This is a genomic window from Acinetobacter baumannii (genome assembly GCF_009759685.1).
In the GTDB taxonomy this organism is placed as follows: Bacteria; Pseudomonadota; Gammaproteobacteria; order Pseudomonadales; family Moraxellaceae; genus Acinetobacter; species Acinetobacter baumannii.
Map to the genome: position 1 here is coordinate 27,695 of NZ_CP046654.1, position 18,418 is coordinate 46,112.

Below are 18,418 nucleotides of genomic sequence, written 5' to 3' on the forward strand. Positions count from 1 at the left end.
TACTGATTTTAGGTACGCATATTATAGGCACAGGCAGCACAAAACACCATGCTTGACACAAGCATATTTTGATATGTTATTGAACTGTCGCTGTTAATTTAATCTGACCTTCACTAGAAACCATTTCCATCTTTTGAATACTTAAGCCCATCTGTGCAAGTTGTGTTAAAAAGTTAGCCAAAATTGCATAATTCTGATGTGTTACAACAATTTGTAACTGTTCCCCATTTTGCTGGGAAGACACAGTTAAACCTTGTTGCTGAGCTACTCGTTGTATTTTTCCAGACTTATCTAGTTCAAGCTCATTGGCAGGCTTCATCGTGACTGCATTACTCTGCATCCACACCATCAAATCTTTTAAATCATTTAAACGTTTTTGCTGTTGTTCTGCCAAGGAATGCATTTTCCAAAGTGAATATCCAACAATGACGACTACAACAAAAATAGTAGTAAAGACCACCATAATACGTTCACGGACAGTTAAGCGATCTAAATATTGAACAATTTGTTCAACCCACTGATCAAAACGGTTTTGCAACTGAGCTAACATTTTCATTATTGTATTTTCACCACCCCAATCGCACCACTACCATCAGCTTGAACATTACCTAACTCAGCTTTAAAACCTTGTTGATTAAGTTGTTGGGTTAAAGCTTGCAAATCATCTGCTGATTTTGCTTTTAATGCCATTGTTAAGATTGAAGCATCATAATTGAGTTGCTGAGCTAAAATCTGTCTTTGCATTAAAATAGGCCCAACCCGGCTTAACAGAGAAAGTGCCTGGGTATCACCTTGCTGGCTCATTCTTAAATGACTTTCGAATTGTCCTTTAATATTTTGTTCAGTCACACGACTAGATGGACCAAACCAATATTTATATTGCTCAATTGCCTGTTCAGCAGTCTGATCTGCCACCTTTTTCAATTTTACCCAACGCAATAAATCATAGCTAAACTGCACGACAATAATTGCTAGAACAACGGCGGCACAAGCTTTCCAATAGTTAGAAAAAGTACGTTCTTGCCCTTTTGATTTTGGCAAAACATTAAAAGGATGCTGCTTAGTTTTATCTAAAGGCTGAAATTGATAAACAAACTCAGAACGTTGCTCTGCGCTTGAGGCAGCTTCTAAGCTCTCTAGTTGCTCTGCTGTTAAACCGCTATATTGATAATGTGTTTCGGCTGACTGGAACTCTAAAAAAAGCCCCAAGTCATCAATGGAATTACCTAACCACTTATTCTCACGCACCAAAAGCTGATGACCAATATTACACAGAATAACTTGCTGAGCTTGTGGTTCAGGTAAAACTAGAAAATCTGGCAACAAAGCCACAAGTTTGGTTGGTAACAAAGCTAAAGAATGTTGCCATGTCTCTACCATCCCCTGGGCAACCCCCAAAACAGTTAACTGATCGGCATGAAAATGGTGAACCACTTTCATGTGATCAATCGGTAAAGTCACAAACTCTTCAAGTAGATATTTAACCCCATCAGCGCCAAGCTGTTTGTAATGGGACTTTGCCATCGTTTGCTGAAGCATTTGAGCATGACGACTCGGAAAAAAGATTGTAGCTTCTTTTCCTTGATGTATTTGCAAGTCTTGTATTAATTGATCGAGACTTGCAGCCTGCAACCAGTTTTCTCCGTTAGACCAATGCCAAACTCCATTGGTTTCAGGCATCCATATATACAGCATGTGGGCTAAATAACCTTTTTAATTATATTGTGGGTATAAAACTATTTTTTTGTGTTGATAAACCATTTGCAATAACAGCTTGATCATAAATTCTTGCTTCAGCAAGTGCAAATGGATTGAAATTTTCATGAGTAAGTAACTCTGCAATATGCCCTACCACATTCATATGGCAAACAACCACAATCGACTCATAAGGAATTTGAGATAGCCATTCAATCGCTTCTTTTGCATCATCGTCAGGCTTAATTTTGTCGCATAACAACACTGGCACATCTTTAAAATAGGTCTGGATATGCGCCAACGTTTCCTGAGCACGCAGCAAAGGACTAACAACAAAAATATCTGGTTTTACAATATCCTTTAAAAAGGTTGCCGTTTGCTCAGCCTGTGCATGTCCACGCGCAGTAAGGGGACGTTTAATATCATTACCATTTACTGGCGGAGCAGCTTCCCCATGACGAACTAATGTCAGTTGCATAAAATTTCCTTGTAAACAATTCCTGCATTATAACCACAATTTATGACATTTATTCGTCAGACTTCATGATGAGGTAAAACAAACTCAACATCACTACGGTGTCCATTTTTCATAAGAGAAAGTGCAATATTTAATGGTGGAGCGCCTTCAAAAATGACCTCATATAAAGCATTGGTAATTGGCATATATACGTCTAGTTCTTGTGCCTTGCCACGCACCTGAACAATCGTGTTAATACCTTCTGCAGTTTGACCTAATTCTTTACTCGCTTGTTCAAGCGTTTTACCAGAACCTAGCGCATAACCAATTTGATAATTACGGCTTAATGGACTATTACAAGTCGCAAATAAATCACCTACTCCAGATAAACCTAAGAACGTAAGTGGGTTTGCACCTTGTTTTACCGCGAAACGGCTCATTTCAGCCAAAGCACGCGTTAAAATCATACTCTTGGTATTTTCACCAATTTTATATGCTGCTCCAATTCCCATAGCAACGGCATAAATATTCTTAAGCGCACCGCCTAACTCAACTCCATGCACATCATCGCTACCAAAAACGCGGAATAACGCACTATGAAGTGCATGTTGTACGGCATAACGGACGAGTTCAGAATCACTTGCAATTACAGTACCAGAAGGCATACCTGCCATAATTTCTTTAGCGAGATTTGGTCCTGACAATACGCCATACGGCACTTCTGGTAATTCTTCACGAATAATATCACTCATGAAGCTAAATGTTTTAGCTTCAACACCTTTGGTTAAAGACACCACAGCTTGTGCAGTAATATAAGGCGCTATTTGTTTTAAAACATCACGGAATGAGTGGCTTGGAATTGCAACTAAAATAATATCTCGATCACATACCGCTTGCTCAAGATCAGAAACTGCACGTAATGAAGACTCTAAAGTGAAGTCTGGTAAATAACGTTTATTAATATGGGTTTTATTAATTTCTTCTGCTGTTTCGGCATCACGAATCCAGATCATGGTATCGCAGCCATTACGAGCAGCTAAATTTGCCATAGCTGTACCAAAGCTACCGCCCCCTAAAACGGTAATACGTAATGCCGTTTTTTTATCGACCGCAACAGGTTCCACCAAATCTGTAAACTTAAATTCAGCCATGCTTTATTATCCTATTTCTTACTTTTACAGACGTTTAAGCCTGCCAAACTTTTACGAATTCTTTACTATCAATATCTGCACGCGGTGCAATTGCTTTAGCTGCTGTGCCGACATAAATAATACCTGAAATCAAATCATGCGGTTGCAGACCTAAATGCTGTTTTAACCAGTTTGATTCGACAACGGCACCACTACGCCACATGGTCGAGAACCCTTGAGCTTGTAAAGATAACAAAAGATTTTGTACTGCTGCGCCTGTACTCAAAATTTGTTCGAAGTGTGGGACTTTCGGATGATCTTGTAACTGCGTAAGAGCTAAAATAAGTAGCGGAGCTCGAAAAGGATGTTGCTTCACACGTTCAAGCTGTGCAGGATCAGACTCACCCAAATCGACCAATGCTTTTGCCAGAACTTCACCAAAAGCAGCACGTTGGTCACCTGACACAATTACAAAACGCGTTGGCTTAAGTCTATGATGATCTGGAGCTGTTAAAGCTGCCTGAAAAGCCAACTCTAACTGGTCTGTATTTGGGGCTGGCTCAACTAATTGGCCAATAGACTGACGCTGATGAATATTTTGGTGAATTATTTGTATTGCTGAATCCGTCATTAATATTAATCTAACTCAAAAATTCGAAATAGATTAGCATAATCTACCGTTAATCCACCATTGAATCTAGCTTATAAACTTAGTGAATTCATAGTTTGACATTTTTTAATACAAAACATCAAAACTCATACAACGTCTTCAAAATCAATTAGAAAACTTATGCTCAAATAACCCTATCTTTTGGTGATTAACTTAGGTGCATTATGAAAAAAATAATTTTAGCGACCGCAATGAGCGGTGTTGTTTTATTACTAGGTGCTTGTGCAACCACGCCTAAAAACACTTTAGCAATTCAAAAAGAAAATAATCAGTTTGAAGTGACTGGAATTGGCAAAACCAATTTAATTGCAAAGAATAATGCGGTTACTGCGGCACAAAAAACATGCTCTAAGAGCACAACACCAGTTATTGTTGATGAAAAAACGTCTTATCACGGGGTTTTAAAAGATGTGGTAAGTGAAAAGACTGGTCAAATGGTAGAAGCTGCTGCGGGTGTCATCGGTACTTTAACGGGTAAAAATGCATCTTTAGCAAAAGATGATGACTATCAAACAACGCTAACCTTCTATTGTAAAATAAATTAATCAAAAAAAATCCCAATCATTTGATTGGGATTTTTTATTAGCAATAACCATCTAGTCGGGTTAGAGGCAATTTCTTACCAATTGCTTTTTCAATTTCGGGTAAATAGAAAGCATCATCTTCAGATAAGAAACTAATACTTACCCCTTGTGCCCCTGCACGACCTGTACGACCAATACGATGGACATAATCATCAGACTGCTCAGGTAATGTAAAATTCACTACATGTGATACACCGTCTACATGAATACCACGACCAGCAACATCGGTTGCGATCATGATGTTATGTTTGCCTTGCTTAAACTGCTCCAACATTTTTAAACGTTTATCTTGAGCAATTTCACCAGATAGCATCCCCACTTTGTATCCATCTTTTTTCAAATGGTCGTAAAGACGACGTACCTGATCACGGCGATTGGCAAAGATCATGACTTTATCAATTGGCTCTTCACGTAAAATATCTTGTAAAAGACGATATTTATCCTGTTTAGCCACAACGTAAACACGTTGTTCGACATCATTATTGGTCTTTTGTTCAGGTTCAATTTCAACAGTTACTGGTTCAAATAACCATTGTCTTGCCAAGTTCAAGACATCATAACTAAATGTTGCAGAGAACATTAAGGTTTGTCGTTGTTCCTTACGTGGTGAATAACGCACAATACGTTTTACGGAAGGAATAAAGCCCATATCCAATAAACGGTCAGCTTCATCAATCACTAAAAATTCAATTTGATCGAGCCAAACTTCTTTTTGTTCTACAAAATCAATTAAACGCCCTGGTGTGGCAACCATGATATCGACAAAATTAGCATCAAGTTGCTTCTTCTGCTTATCGAAATCAACACCACCTAATAGGGTCACTAGGTGTAAATTAGAAAATTTTGTGAGAGATTTTGCATCACTTTCAATCTGCAATGCCAACTCACGAGTAGGTGCTAAGATTAAAGCACGAGGCTCACCACGGAAGCGTTGCTCCTGAACCGGATTATTGAGCAAATCATTAATTACACTAATCAGAAAGGCAGCAGTCTTACCTGTTCCTGTCTGTGCTCGCCCAATTGCATCATGCCCGGCTAATGTATATTTTAAAACCTTTTGCTGAATTGGGGTCATTTGAGTAAACCCTAAAGCATCAATCGCCTTTTTAAGTTGCGGATGTAAATTCAAGGTTTCAAAACCAGATGTCATAAATACGCGCTCTAACAAACAATCTCTCGAATGAGAAGATCATTATAAACAAAAACGCCCCAATTCAAAAATTGGAGCGTCCATGATTCATCAAAAAGATGAATTAGTCTAAAGGCTGAACGTTTTCAGCTTGAAAACCTTTTTGACCTTGTACAACGCTAAATTCTACACGTTGACCGTCACGTAGAGAACGGTGACCGTCACCTACGATTGCACGGAAGTGAACGAATACATCGTCGCCGCCGTTACGTTGAATAAAACCAAAGCCTTTAGTGTCATTAAACCACTTTACTACGCCTTGTTCACGAGCTGTCATAAGTCAATCCTCAGATGATGAAAAAAGGACCTTCCGGTGTTGCAAACAGCAGAGCAAACAAGGTTTTAAAATTTTTATAATCTTAAAGCTTGTAATCATTCTGTAAAACTATCAACAATTTCCGGTTACATCCATTTGTTATAGGGTTATTAAAACAATTTAACTGTGTGGTAATTCCTAAAACGGTTCGAGCTTAACACGGGTTTATGACAATTAATAGAATTTTTTTCATTTATTTCCCCTATTTTTAGCTGTTTTTTTAAACAGCTTATTACAATAATTTTTATCAGTATTGATTAGTTGTTCTTTATATAAAGTTATGTAGTGTTTACAAAAGTTTGTTAAAATAATTTTTTTAGTTGTTTTGATGATGAATGAGCACTACTTCTTCCGCTACGACGCCTATTGAAATTAATGCCCTTGGTCAACCTTGTCCAATGCCATTATTAATGTTGAAACGTGAACTTAAAAAATTATCGGGAAAACAACTATTCTTATTAAAATCATCTGACCCGCATAGTGAAATTGATGTAACACGTTATTGCCAATTACATCATTTTACGTGTCAAACCATGCAGATTTCAGAAAGAGAATTTCACTATTTAATTGAAACTCAATAATTCTTTGCTAAACTAAAAGATTAGAAACTGCATAAAATTTTACATTTCTATACCCAATTTTCCTTAATTATGAAGCCGATTCAAATTAAGATGAACTTATTGGTTAATCCATCCTATCCTATAAGGAGAACTCATGAGTGACAGCAGCAATCAATTGATGCCCCTGTCATTGTCTGCGCCCGGTGTAAACCTTGGTGCATATATCAGTACTGTCAATCAGATTCCTATTTTAACGGCTGAGCAAGAAAAAGAGCTTGCTGAGCGTTATTATTATGACCAAGATCTTGATGCCGCAAAAATGCTGGTAATGTCGCATTTACGCTTCGTCGTTCACATTGCGCGCAGCTATGCAGGTTATGGCCTACCTCAAGGTGACCTTATTCAAGAAGGTAACTTAGGCTTAATGAAAGCCGTAAAACGTTTTGACCCAAATATGGGCGTACGTCTTGTATCTTTTGCCGTCCACTGGATCAAGGCAGAAATTCACGAATATGTTATTCGTAACTGGCGTATTGTAAAAATTGCAACAACCAAAGCTCAGCGTAAACTTTTCTTCAATTTACGCAGCTTAAAAAAATCGAGTAAAAAGCTCACATTAGAAGAAGCACAATCTATTGCAAACGACTTAAATGTTACTCCAGAACAAGTTATGGAAATGGAAGGTCGTTTAACAGCATATGATGCTGCTTTTGAAGCTCAAGGCGATGACGATGATGACACCCCGCACACTGCGCCAGTGTTATATCTTGAAGATAATCGTTATGACCCTGCTCGTTTAGTAGAAAATGAGGATTGGGAAGAACAAAGTACATCTGCTTTGCATGACGCAATGAACCAGCTAGATGACCGTTCACGTAATATTTTGCAGCGCCGTTGGTTAGATGACGATAAATCTACCCTCCATGAGCTTGCTGCTGAATATAATGTTTCTGCCGAACGTATTCGTCAGCTTGAAAAGAATGCGATGGAAAAAATTAAAGTCGCAATGTCTGCAAGCTAAAGAAAATGAAAAAATAAAAGGGCGATAAGCCCTTTTGTTTTATCTGGCTATGTTTAGCCAACCTATTCTATGGTAACGTTGCCTTTCATTATTCAGTTGCGTTTTTTGTTATGTGGATTGCCATTTCAGCCCTTAATCTTGCTTTCGCAGTCATGTTGGGTGCTTTTGGAGCACATGGTCTTAAAGCTCACGCGAGCCCTGAACAACTTGCTTGGTGGCAGACTGCAACCGACTACTTTTTTTATCATGCGCTTGGATTGTTAGCGCTTGGTATTTTAAGCAAGGTTCTTCCTCATTTCCCAATCAAGTTATCTTTCTTGCTTATTCAGATTGGCATTCTGTTCTTTTGTGGTTCGCTTTATATCATGGCATTGGGTTTACCGCGGATATTAGGCGCAATTACGCCAATAGGTGGAGCTTTGATGATTGCTGGATGGCTAATCTTGGCTTGGAATGCTTTCAAATACGCAAAATAATCGGAATGTGATCATGCAAATTTATTTAAATGGCGAATTAACGGACACGCCTAGCCAAAACCTGTTGCAACTCATTCAGGAACTGGCACTTGAAGGAAAACGTTTTGCTGTTGAACACAATCAGCAAATCGTGCCTAAAAGCAAATTAGAGCAAATTACGATTGCTCAACATGACCGTATCGAAATTATTCACGCTGTTGGCGGCGGCTAAGTCGGAGTTATCCATGCAAGACACCCCTCTCATTATTGGTTCACGTTCTTTTCAATCTCGTTTATTGGTAGGAACAGGGAAATATAAAGACTTAAATGAAACGGATTTAGCCATTCAAGCTAGTGGTGCAGAAATCGTAACTGTCGCAATCCGCCGTGTGAATATTGGACAAAATCCAGATCAACCGAATTTACTTTCTGTCATTCCACCAGAGAAATATACAATCTTGCCAAATACCGCAGGTTGTTTTGACGCTGACAGCGCAGTACGCACGTGTATGCTAGCGCGCGAGCTACTTGATGGTCATAACCTAGTAAAACTTGAAGTGTTGGGTGATGAAAAAACTTTATATCCAAATGTAACCGAGACTTTAAAAGCCGCTCGCACTTTGATTGATGACGGTTTTGAGATTATGGTCTATACCTCTGACGACCCAATCATTGCTCAAGAACTTGAAAGTATGGGCTGTGTTGCAATTATGCCTTTAGGTAGTTTGATTGGTTCAGGTCTAGGTATTTTAAACCCGCATACCATTTCAATTATTAAAGAAAATGCCAAAGTACCGGTTTTAGTAGATGCAGGTGTTGGTACAGCAAGTGACGCTGCGATTGCGATGGAGCTTGGTTGTGATGGCGTATTGATGAACACCGCGATTGCAGCTGCGCAAAACCCTATTTTGATGGCTTCTGCAATGAAGAAAGCTGTTGAAGCAGGACGTGAAGCATTTTTAGCTGGGCGTATGCCACGCAAACGCATGGCAAATGCAAGTTCACCAGAAACAGGCTATTTCTTTAAATAATTTATTTCTAAGGAATCACTGTTTTTTTCAGTGGTTCCCCTCTCCTCTCATATAACCATTTTCACTTTTCAAAAAAGATTAAAAATCTATATCACTTTATTCAATCAACAGATCTAAATTTTATATTTAGCTTAGGCTATTCCAATATTTTCTTTAAATTTTGCTTGGCTTTTAACTCAAAATTCTTTTGGAAATATGCAGTTTGATAAAGCGGCTCAGACTGATAAAAATTCATTAAAACTTCTTTTCGCTTAATTGAATATACTTCTGGATCAACCCAATCATATTCTTGCTGAATTTGCTGTTCATATTGCATAAAACGTTCAGGTGTTGCTGCCAAAATAGCTAAATCGATATCTAACAAAAATTGCAAATCTGTTTCATCGGTTGGTCCATGCTTTTGAGTCGCAAGAATCCAACGTTTTATTTTCTGCATTGTATCGAGCTGTAAATCTTGAGCCATCAATTGCTCAAATAACTCGGCACTTTTAAGTTCATTATCTAGCGCTTGAGGTTCGTAGACTACATCATGGAACCAGAGAGCCAATGCAACAGCATACGGATCATTTAATTCGGACTGAATCGTCTCAATTAAACTCAAACATTCATATAAATGTTGTACGGTGTGGTAGGCTCGCTGCTTTTCACTATAAGCAGCAATAAGTTCATTTAAAATTTTCTGCGGTTCAGAAAAATGATAATGCTGATGCAGCTCAAACCAAAAAAGTTCCAGTTTTAATAAGTAAAGCTGTATCAGCATCTATTAACCACGCTTAGGATTATTGTTCATCACGCTTAAACACCAACTCTTTTGCCGATGAGTTATCAGCATCAAAGTAGTAACCTTCAGTATTAAAAGCTTTAAGATCCTCAGCTTTATTTAATTGGTTTTCAATAATAAAACGAGCCATTAAACCACGTGCTTTTTTCGCATAGAAACTAATGACTTTATATTTGCCATTTTTCTGGTCAAGGAAAACAGGCTTCACAATTTCAGCCTTAATTTTCTTTTCATTGACAGACTTGTAATATTCATCTGAAGCCAGATTTACCAGCAATTCAGATTTAATTGCTGCCAAGTCTTCATTAATCTGATTGGTGATAATATCATCCCAAAATTCATACAAATTGTGACCGCGCGTATTTTTTAATTTAGTACCCATCTCTAAACGATAAGGCATCATTAAATCTAAAGGACGCAATAAACCATATAAACCAGAGAGCATACGCAAATGCTGCTGAGCAAAATCAATATCTTTATCTTTTAAGTGATAAGCATCTAAACCAGTATAAACATCTCCTTTAAATGCATAAATTGCCTGACGAGCATTTGAAAAATCAAATTCTGACTTCCAGTCCCTAAAACGATCAGCATTAAGTGTGGCAATTTTTTCACTGACACTCATTAGACTCGCAATTTCCGAAGCAGAAAGTTTGCGACAAACATCAATTAATTGTGCTGAGTTTTCTAACAAGCGCGGCTGAGTAAACTCATCTGTAGGTAACGCTGTTTCATAATCTAAAGTTTTTGCAGGAGAAATTAAAGCAAGCATAGACAACCTGAAAAAATTATTATTAATGCCAACTATAACAGTAGATATTTTTTAATGCTAACTCGTGTTTTCAATGACGACTATCGGTAAAATAGCACTTACGTATTGTTATTTAGCGGTTCTTCTATGTCTGAGCAAATTTTCATCCAGGGTCCAGTAGGTAAAATTGAACTTTTTGTTGACCGCCCTGAAGGTGAAATCAAAGGCTTTGCAGTTGTTTGTCACCCTCACCCATTACAAGGTGGAACCCCTCAACATAAAGTCCCTGCTCTTTTAACCCAAATCTTTAATGAATATGGCTGTATTGTTTACCGTCCTAGTTTCCGTGGTTTAGGCGGCAGTGAAGGTGTTCATGATGAAGGTCATGGAGAAACTGAAGATATTTTAGCTGTGATTGAGCATGTCCGTAAGCTTCATGCAGGTTTGCCATTTTATGCAGGTGGCTTTAGCTTTGGCTCACATGTTTTGGCAAAATGTCATGCGCAGCTTAGCCCTGAATTACAGCCAGTACAGTTAATTTTATGTGGTTTACCAACAGCTACTGTTGTGGGCTTACGTCACTATAAAACACCTGAAATTCAAGGTGATATTCTACTCATTCATGGTGAGCAAGATGACATTACCTTACTTTCAGATGCAATTGAGTGGGCAAAACCACAAAAGCATCCAATTACGATTTTGCCGGGCGCCAACCACTTCTTTACAGGTTATTTAAAACAGCTTCGCCAAATCATTACACGTTTTATTATTATGAAATAAAAGGTAACCTGATGGGCATAGATTGAGTCTATGCCCATCATTTTTAAGCCATGTCATTATTGAAAATTATTCCAACTCAATCCAAAACGCGCTAAATATTTTTTTACTCGGTCGCTACCATGCACCATAATTTTTATAAAATTTTAATAAGTGTCTATAATATAAAAATTACGCATTTGACTAAAAAATTCCAAGAATATGCTTCATTTTACCTTTTTAGGCACATCATCAGGTGTACCCACGCTTTCACGCAATGTTTCAGGATTAGCTGTTCGTAACAGTAAAAATAAGGACTGGATTTTAGTTGATGCTGGTGAAGGCACACAGCATCGTATTCAGCAAGCTAGACTCTCACTACAAAACTTAATTGCCATTTGTATTACACACGTTCACGGTGATCATTGTTATGGCCTAGTTGGTTTACTGGCAAGTGCAGGTATGAATGCTCGTAACAACCCCCTAATCGTGATTGCACCCAAAGAAATTCAACAATGGTTTGAAATCACCGCCCAACTTACAGATTTACACTTGCCCTATTCACTGCAATTTATTGATGTGAATGAAGCAACACAGCCACAGCAGCTCACCGATGAGCTCTTTATTCAAGCACATCCACTAAGTCATCGTGTTCCGAGTTTTGCATTTAGTATTTATATAAAATCCACCCAGAAGAAGATAGATATTCAAGCTTTAACTCAGCTTGGCGTACCTAAAGGCGATATTTGGGGGCATTTAAAACGAGGCTACGATGTTGAGTTTGAGGGGCGAGTTTTAAAATCTCAAGACTTTATCAAAATTCAAAATCAGCAGATTCATGCAATTATAGGTGGTGATAATGATCGGCCAGAATTATTAGCCGATGCTTGTAAGGATGCTCAATTACTTATTCATGAAGCAACTTATTTGCAAACAGTCTTAGATAAAGTAGGTAAAGGACCAATGCACAGCTCAGCAAAAATGGTGGCTGAATTTGCTGAGCAGCAATCTCTAGACAATTTAATTCTGACACACTTTAGCCCTAGACATCAGGATAAAACTGGGCAGCAAGCTATTACCGAAGAAGTTCGCCAGTTTTATAAAGGTCATTTTTATTTAGCGAATGATTTTGATGAGTTTACTTTAAGTGAAACAGGACAACTTTTAAAAATCGAGTAAAAATCATATTTGTTGTGAAATCGAATTAACTACATATCATTTCCATATAAAAGTTTAAGAAGCTCATAACTGAGCTTCTCATCTCTTAAAAAACTACTCTACAGATGCCAAAGCGGTTACCAGTAGCTTCCAGCATTTCTCTACAGTATCAACTTTAACTCGTTCGCCCGGTGCATGTGCACCTTGAATATCCGGTCCAAACGAAACCATCTGTAAATGAGGGTAATGTTCAGCAATAATCCCACATTCTAAGCCTGCATGAATTACTTTTAGATTTGGCTCAATATTAAATGCATTTTGATAGGCTTGTTGTAAGCACTTTAGAGCAGCCGAATCTGGATTTGGTGTCCAACCCGACACTAACGGCGTAAGTGTAGAGCCGATATTAAACTGGCTAAAATGTGCCTGAATTTTTTCTGCAAAATCTTGAGCTTCTTGGTTCACGATTGAACGAACCATTAAGACAGCTTTTCCACCTTCTCGATTTAGTCTCACCACCCCAATGTTATTTGAGGTTTCAACTACATCTGGTAGAACCTGACTCATACTTGTAACGCCATAAGGACTTGTTGCCAAAGCTTGCAACCATTCATTTTGCTGTTGTTGATTAATCACTTCGGTCACTTTAGCACCAGTGGATTGAATACTTAATTGCAAGTTGTCATCAATACCCTTTAGCTGTTTTTTCCATGTCGTTTGATATTCAGCAAGTAACTTTTCTAGGTTTGATAACTGATTAGGCGAAATTGCAATAGTTGCCACTGCTTCTCGCGGTAAAGCATTACGGGCCGTACCACCTGTAAACTCAACAAGATGCCCACCCAGTGAGGCTAAATGTTGATTTAAAAAGCGAGCCAAAATAACGTTGGCATTGCCACGTCCTAAATGGATATCTACGCCAGAGTGGCCACCTTTAAGACCAGCCACCTGAATATTAACAATATTCAAATTTTCAGGGATTGGCTCATAATTAAGCGGCTGCTCTACCTCAACATCAATACTACCAGCACACCCCAAATACAACTCACCCCACTCTTCCGTATCAATATTAAATAGCCATTTTCCTTTTAGCACACCTGTCTCTAAAAGCCGCGCACCACTCATCCCTGCTTCTTCATCGACTGTTAAAAGAACTTCTATTGGGCCATGAGCAATATCATTTGAATCTAAAACAGCTAATGCCAAAGCCACCCCAATACCATTATCAGCACCTAAAGTAGTGTCTTTGGCAATTAACCAGCCATCCTCAAGAACTGGACGAATCGGGTCTTTAAAGAAGTCATGTACCGTACCAGCATTGGCTTGTGTAACCATATCTAAATGGCCCTGAAGAATAACTCCAGACACATGTTCTTTACCCAGAGTCGCATTTTTGCGGATAATCAAATTACCAACTTCATCTACATAAGTTTCTAAATTCCGACTTTCGGCCCAGTTTTGTAAAAACTCACGAAGTTGCTGTTCATGCTTTGACGGACGAGGAATAGTACAAAGTGTTTGAAAATGCTGCCAAACGACTTGAGGAGATAATGCGGCAATATCAACTTGTGTCATGAAAACTACACTCTAATTATGTAAATATCTTAATAATTTCAATATACACAAAGCATTAAAGATAGGTAGCGATTTCGGGAAAGATTTTGTATTTTTATATTTAATTTAAAGAAATTGTACGACTTTTCTAAAAAGCCGTACTTCACAAATAAGTCTTAACAATAATATGTTTAGCTTTTCCACTCAAATGCTGAAAAGCTATGATCGGCTTTCAAGCTATTTTCAACAGCCTGTGCAAGCTGACGAATAATACTTTGTGTTTCGATTTTCTCAAACCAGTCTTGTTCTTCATCAGGATTGGCAGAGATTTCACACATTAAATGCCCATCATGGTCTGTTTGCTGGCAAGTAATAGACAATGGTAAAAGGTGATTATCAATACTTACTTCCACCTTTTCATGTTCATGCACAATATGCTGTGCATCAAAACCATAATTCCCCAATTGTTTAAACAGTAAAGCCGCTACATATTCTTGAGTGATATGGCATTCATTTGGTGGATGATCAAGCACCCCATGTTGTGGGCAACTGGCAATAAATTGTAATTTTTTCATCCTTTGTCCTAACACTTTTATCATTATCTGCACTTAGCATAAGCAATAAACAAACAGCAGCCAAGCCTTTAGCTCGCTGCTGCCGTTGCTATTGTGTTAGCAATTATAAAATGTGTTAGGTAAAAAGTTATTGGCTAACTTCTATCGTTAAGCCTGCACGATTCGCCAACTCAGTAAAAGTTGGGAAACTTGTAGCAACAGTTTCAGTACCGTGAATTGTAATCGGACCAGAAGTACGAAGACCTGCCATACTAAAACTCATCGCAATACGGTGGTCATGGTGTGATTCAATTTCACCACCAGCAAAGATTGGTGACCAATCACCAGATTTGCCTTTACCTTCGATAATGATGCCATCTTCAGTAGGTGTGCAATCAATGCCCATGATTTTTAAACCATCTGCCATAACTTGAATACGGTCAGATTCTTTCACGCGAAGCTCTGCTGCACCTGTTAATACTGTTTGGCCTTCGGCACAAGCCGCTGCAATAAATAAGGCTGGGAATTCATCAATTGCTAAAGGTACTTGGTCTTCAGGCATATGAATACCTTTAAGGGTACGTGAACCTTTAATATGAATATCAGCAATAGGCTCTCCACCAGCGATCCGCTCATTTTCAACAGTCAGGTCAGCACCCATCTGTTTTAAAATTTCAATTACGCCAGTACGTGTTGGATTAATACCTACAGCTTCAAGTACAACGTCTGCACCTTCAGTAATTGCAGCACCTACCATGAAGAAAGCAGCAGATGAAATATCAGATGGTACTTGAATATTAGTACCCACTAACTTACCGCCGCCGACAAGGGAAATTTTATTGCCTTCAGTTTTAACATCATAGCCAAATGCACGAAGCATACGCTCTGTATGATCACGTGTTGGTTCCGGTTCAGTTACCGAAGTTTCACCTTCAGCCCACAAACCGGCAAGTAAAATACCCGACTTCACCTGAGCAGATGCCATAGGTAAATCGTATTGAATACCTTTTAATTGCTGACCACCAGTAATGCTTACAGGTGGTGTACCTTTCTCACCTGTCGTTTGGATTTGCGCACCCATTAAACGTAATGGCTTAGCAATACGCTCCATTGGACGTTTAGAGAGCGAAGCATCACCTGTCATAACAGAATCAAACTTTTGTGCAGAAAGCATACCTGAAAGCAAACGCATGCTTGTTCCAGAGTTACCCATATACAATGCACTTGCTGGTGCTTTTAAGCCATGCATGCCTACACCATGGATGGTTACTTCGCCATTCTTAGGGCCTTCAATGCTTACACCCATATCACGGAAAGCTTGTAAAGTTGCTAAAGCATCTTCACCTTCAAGGAAGCCAGTTACATGAGTCGTGCCTTCTGCAATAGCACCAAACATAATGGAGCGATGTGACACAGATTTGTCACCCGGTACGGTAAATTTACCTTTAAAAGCCTTATTTCCCGGTAAGATACTGAATTGCTGTGTCACCTTATTTTTCTCCATTAAAGGTTTTTTGGCTAACATATGATTGAAATGCTGACGTGCTGCCTGAGCATGGCCGAGTAAACCCATTAATGCATGAGAATCTTCGTTTTCAATCAATTTTCTAAGTACAGTAAGTTGTTTCTCGAAGCCATCTACAGCATTTAATATGGCTGTTTTATTGGCAAAGAAAATGTCATGCCACATTTGGGGATCACTAGCCGCAATCCGTGAGAAATCACGAAAGCCACCTGCTGCATAACGGAAAATATCAAGATTATCTTCACGGTTTGCAAGTTGCTCGACCAGATTAAATGCCATTAAGTGCGGTAAATGACTGGTATGCGCCAAAACCTCATCATGTTTGGCAACATCCATACATATCACTTCAGCTTTAGCAGCTGACCAAAGTTGAATCAATTTCTCAACTGCCCATTCTGCACTGGTTGGTAATGGCGTCAAAATCACTTTGTGATTTGCAAAGAGATCGACCTTACCTGCGTGGACACCCGTGTGTTCACTTCCCGCAATCGGATGCCCAGGAACAAACCCTGCTGGTAAATCTTCACCAAATACAGCTTTTGCTGCATCTACGACATTACCTTTTGTACTTCCCACGTCAGTTACAATTGTGGTTTCTGACAAATAAGGTTTAATTTGCTCAAGCACTTTTTGAGTGGCGCGCACTGGCAAGGCTAAAACAACTAAATCCGCCCCTTTCACAGCTTCTACAGGATCGGAAAACCCTTCTTGTATTAAGCCAAGTGATTTTGCATCTTCTAAAGTTTTCTGTGAACGTGTAGATGCCACAATAGTTGTCGCCAACTTTTCTGCAACAATAACGCGAGCCAAACTCGACCCAATGAGTCCTAAACCAATAAATGCAACTTTTTTAAATAGGGGTTGTGACATAACTTCAACTTTACTTTTGCTCAAAGTGATTTAAACCTTTGAGCAATTTGTTTTTAAGCATAATGACATGCCCATCTTGATACATGTCATTATTCCAACATGAGTGATTAAAGAACGGCAGCAGGATAAGAACCTAAAATACGAAGTTCTTTTACCATTGGACGAATCTCATTGATTGCCGCAGCCACATTTTCCTGATCAATATGACCTTCTAAGTCAATAAAGAATACATATGCCCATTTTTCAGGTAGTGCTGGGCGAGTTTCAATACTCGTTAAGCTGATATTATGTTTTGCAAACGGCGCTAAAATTTCTAATAAAGCACCTGCACGGTCATGCGCTGAAATTAATAACGATGTTTTGTCATTGCCACTTTGTGGAATTTTTTCACGGCCAATCACTAAGAAGCGAGTGGTATTTTCCGGATTATCTTCAATATTGCTATGCAAGATTTCAAGGTTATACATACCTGCTGCGATATCAGACGCAATCGCTGCTGAATGCCATTCATTGCGAATACGGCGTGCAGCTTCTGCATTTGAGTTTAAGGCAACACGCTCAACACCCGGATAATGCGCATCTAACCACTGACGACATTGAGCCAAAGTTTGCTGATGCGCATAAATCTGCTTAATACTGTCTTTACGTGTATTTTCAGAAACAAGGAATTGATGATGAATACGTAATTCAACTTCACCAATCACATTTAAATTCGAAGTTTTAAAACAATCTAAAGTATGGTTTACGATACCTTCAGATGAGTTTTCAACCGGAACTACACCGTAATGCGCACTACCCGCTTCTACTTCACGGAACACTTCATCAATAGTGGGTAGCGGACGAACAACCGCATCTTTACCAAAATGTTTAAGTACGGCAGATTGAGTAAAAGTACCTTCTGGGCCTAAAAATGCAATACTTTGCGGAGCTTCTAAAGCAAGGCAAGCAGACATAATTTCACGGAACAAACGGGCCATAGTTACATCAGATAAAGGCCCTTGATTGCGCTCCATAACTTTACGTAAAACTTGTGCTTCACGTTCAGGACGATAAAACAAAGGATTCTCTTCAGAAGCAAATTTAGCTTTCGCAACAGCTTCAGCAAGGCTTGCGCGGCGATTTAATAACTCTTGAATCTGTTGATCTACGCTATCAATATCTTCGCGAATTTGTTCTAAACTAAGAGAAGTCGTTTTGTTTTGATCATCGTTGATCATTGGAAGGCAGCCTCAGCAAAATCATCTTTTAAACGAGAGTATAACAATAGTCGGCTTTGATTTGTTAGGCAATATGGGTGTATGGGCTTTTTTCATTAATCCGGCTCGAACCTTTGTATAAGATCACTTTATTTGATAATGATT

21 protein-coding genes are annotated in these 18,418 nt (G+C 38.7%); 8 read left to right on the top strand and 13 right to left on the bottom strand.

Annotated features, from left to right (window positions below; translation table 11 throughout):
• Positions 1-76: 76 nt before the first annotated feature.
• From gspM to GO593_RS00185, 5 genes are read right to left on the bottom strand one after another with little or no spacing between them, the layout of a single operon-like run.
• The gene (gene gspM / locus GO593_RS00165) at positions 77-556 is read right to left on the bottom strand and encodes a type II secretion system protein GspM (RefSeq protein ID WP_000783000.1); all 480 of its coding nucleotides are present in this window, start codon (positions 554-556) and stop codon (positions 77-79) included.
• Complete coding sequence (gspL, locus tag GO593_RS00170) at positions 556-1,695, bottom strand: type II secretion system protein GspL (RefSeq protein ID WP_001983606.1); 1,140 nt, start codon at positions 1,693-1,695, stop codon at positions 556-558. The genes gspM and gspL overlap by 1 nt, the downstream gene beginning before the upstream one ends.
• Before the next feature lie 22 nt (positions 1,696-1,717).
• Positions 1,718-2,173: a SixA phosphatase family protein gene (locus tag GO593_RS00175; RefSeq protein WP_001177595.1), complete on the bottom strand. Its 456-nt coding sequence runs from the start codon at positions 2,171-2,173 to the stop codon at positions 1,718-1,720.
• A 56-nt stretch (positions 2,174-2,229) separates the two neighbouring features.
• Positions 2,230-3,303 carry an NAD(P)H-dependent glycerol-3-phosphate dehydrogenase gene (locus GO593_RS00180; protein WP_000807316.1) on the bottom strand — a complete coding sequence of 358 codons (1,074 nt, stop codon included), beginning with the start codon at positions 3,301-3,303 and terminating at the stop codon, positions 2,230-2,232.
• A 34-nt stretch (positions 3,304-3,337) separates the two neighbouring features.
• Positions 3,338-3,913, bottom strand: coding sequence for a nitroreductase family protein (locus GO593_RS00185; protein ID WP_000132180.1), 576 nt, complete (start codon positions 3,911-3,913; stop codon positions 3,338-3,340).
• A gap of 203 nt (positions 3,914-4,116) precedes the next feature.
• Here GO593_RS00185 and GO593_RS00190 point away from each other — a divergent pair, with 203 nt between their 5' ends.
• Positions 4,117-4,497, top strand: a complete 381-nt coding sequence (locus tag GO593_RS00190; protein WP_000720499.1) for a hypothetical protein — start codon at positions 4,117-4,119, stop codon at positions 4,495-4,497.
• Positions 4,498-4,534: 37 nt separating this feature from the next.
• Here GO593_RS00190 and rhlB read toward each other — a convergent pair whose 3' ends face one another.
• Both rhlB and GO593_RS00200 read right to left on the bottom strand, forming a co-directional pair.
• Positions 4,535-5,686, bottom strand: a complete 1,152-nt coding sequence (rhlB, locus tag GO593_RS00195; RefSeq protein WP_000200418.1) for an ATP-dependent RNA helicase RhlB — start codon at positions 5,684-5,686, stop codon at positions 4,535-4,537.
• 103 nt (positions 5,687-5,789) lie between these two features.
• Positions 5,790-6,002: a cold-shock protein gene (locus GO593_RS00200; protein WP_000126912.1), complete on the bottom strand. Its 213-nt coding sequence runs from the start codon at positions 6,000-6,002 to the stop codon at positions 5,790-5,792.
• Positions 6,003-6,376: 374 nt separating this feature from the next.
• On the opposite strand from GO593_RS00200, the gene GO593_RS00205 reads away from it, so the two are divergent.
• From GO593_RS00205 to GO593_RS00225, 5 genes are all read left to right on the top strand, one after another.
• Complete coding sequence (locus GO593_RS00205; RefSeq protein WP_000108398.1) at positions 6,377-6,622, top strand: sulfurtransferase TusA family protein; 246 nt, start codon at positions 6,377-6,379, stop codon at positions 6,620-6,622.
• A 133-nt stretch (positions 6,623-6,755) separates the two neighbouring features.
• A complete protein-coding gene (gene rpoH / locus GO593_RS00210) occupies positions 6,756-7,622 on the top strand; it encodes an RNA polymerase sigma factor RpoH (protein WP_001285361.1) in 867 nt (288 codons plus the stop codon).
• 110 nt (positions 7,623-7,732) lie between these two features.
• Positions 7,733-8,098, top strand: a complete 366-nt coding sequence (locus GO593_RS00215) for a DUF423 domain-containing protein (RefSeq protein ID WP_000264715.1) — start codon at positions 7,733-7,735, stop codon at positions 8,096-8,098.
• A gap of 13 nt (positions 8,099-8,111) precedes the next feature.
• A complete protein-coding gene (gene thiS / locus GO593_RS00220; protein ID WP_001167820.1) occupies positions 8,112-8,309 on the top strand; it encodes a sulfur carrier protein ThiS in 198 nt (65 codons plus the stop codon).
• A gap of 13 nt (positions 8,310-8,322) precedes the next feature.
• Positions 8,323-9,108: a thiazole synthase gene (locus GO593_RS00225; RefSeq protein WP_001154366.1), complete on the top strand. Its 786-nt coding sequence runs from the start codon at positions 8,323-8,325 to the stop codon at positions 9,106-9,108.
• 136 nt (positions 9,109-9,244) lie between these two features.
• Here the strand turns inward: GO593_RS00225 and GO593_RS00230 are convergent, their stop codons facing one another.
• Positions 9,245-9,868, bottom strand: coding sequence for an HD domain-containing protein (locus GO593_RS00230; RefSeq protein WP_000908224.1), 624 nt, complete (start codon positions 9,866-9,868; stop codon positions 9,245-9,247).
• Between the two features lie 19 nt (positions 9,869-9,887).
• On the bottom strand, positions 9,888-10,661 hold the full coding sequence (gene yaaA / locus GO593_RS00235; protein ID WP_000880413.1) for a peroxide stress protein YaaA: 774 nt from the start codon (positions 10,659-10,661) through the stop codon (positions 9,888-9,890).
• Between the two features lie 126 nt (positions 10,662-10,787).
• Between yaaA and GO593_RS00240 the strand changes: the two genes are divergently transcribed.
• The gene (locus GO593_RS00240) at positions 10,788-11,420 is read left to right on the top strand and encodes an alpha/beta hydrolase (RefSeq protein WP_000003115.1); all 633 of its coding nucleotides are present in this window, start codon (positions 10,788-10,790) and stop codon (positions 11,418-11,420) included.
• A 198-nt stretch (positions 11,421-11,618) separates the two neighbouring features.
• Positions 11,619-12,575 carry a ribonuclease Z gene (locus GO593_RS00245; RefSeq protein ID WP_000902234.1) on the top strand — a complete coding sequence of 319 codons (957 nt, stop codon included), beginning with the start codon at positions 11,619-11,621 and terminating at the stop codon, positions 12,573-12,575.
• A gap of 93 nt (positions 12,576-12,668) precedes the next feature.
• Here the strand turns inward: GO593_RS00245 and GO593_RS00250 are convergent, their stop codons facing one another.
• The 4 genes from GO593_RS00250 to pheA form a co-directional block, all read right to left on the bottom strand.
• Complete coding sequence (locus GO593_RS00250; RefSeq protein WP_000195376.1) at positions 12,669-14,129, bottom strand: aminoacyl-histidine dipeptidase; 1,461 nt, start codon at positions 14,127-14,129, stop codon at positions 12,669-12,671.
• Between the two features lie 170 nt (positions 14,130-14,299).
• Positions 14,300-14,683, bottom strand: coding sequence for a hypothetical protein (locus tag GO593_RS00255; protein WP_000735997.1), 384 nt, complete (start codon positions 14,681-14,683; stop codon positions 14,300-14,302).
• Positions 14,684-14,810: 127 nt separating this feature from the next.
• Entirely contained in the window at positions 14,811-17,057 is a 2,247-nt protein-coding gene (locus GO593_RS00260; RefSeq protein ID WP_000082052.1) for a bifunctional prephenate dehydrogenase/3-phosphoshikimate 1-carboxyvinyltransferase, read from the bottom strand.
• Between the two features lie 107 nt (positions 17,058-17,164).
• Positions 17,165-18,274 carry a prephenate dehydratase gene (gene pheA / locus GO593_RS00265; RefSeq protein ID WP_000606364.1) on the bottom strand — a complete coding sequence of 370 codons (1,110 nt, stop codon included), beginning with the start codon at positions 18,272-18,274 and terminating at the stop codon, positions 17,165-17,167.
• Positions 18,275-18,418: the final 144 nt, after the last annotated feature.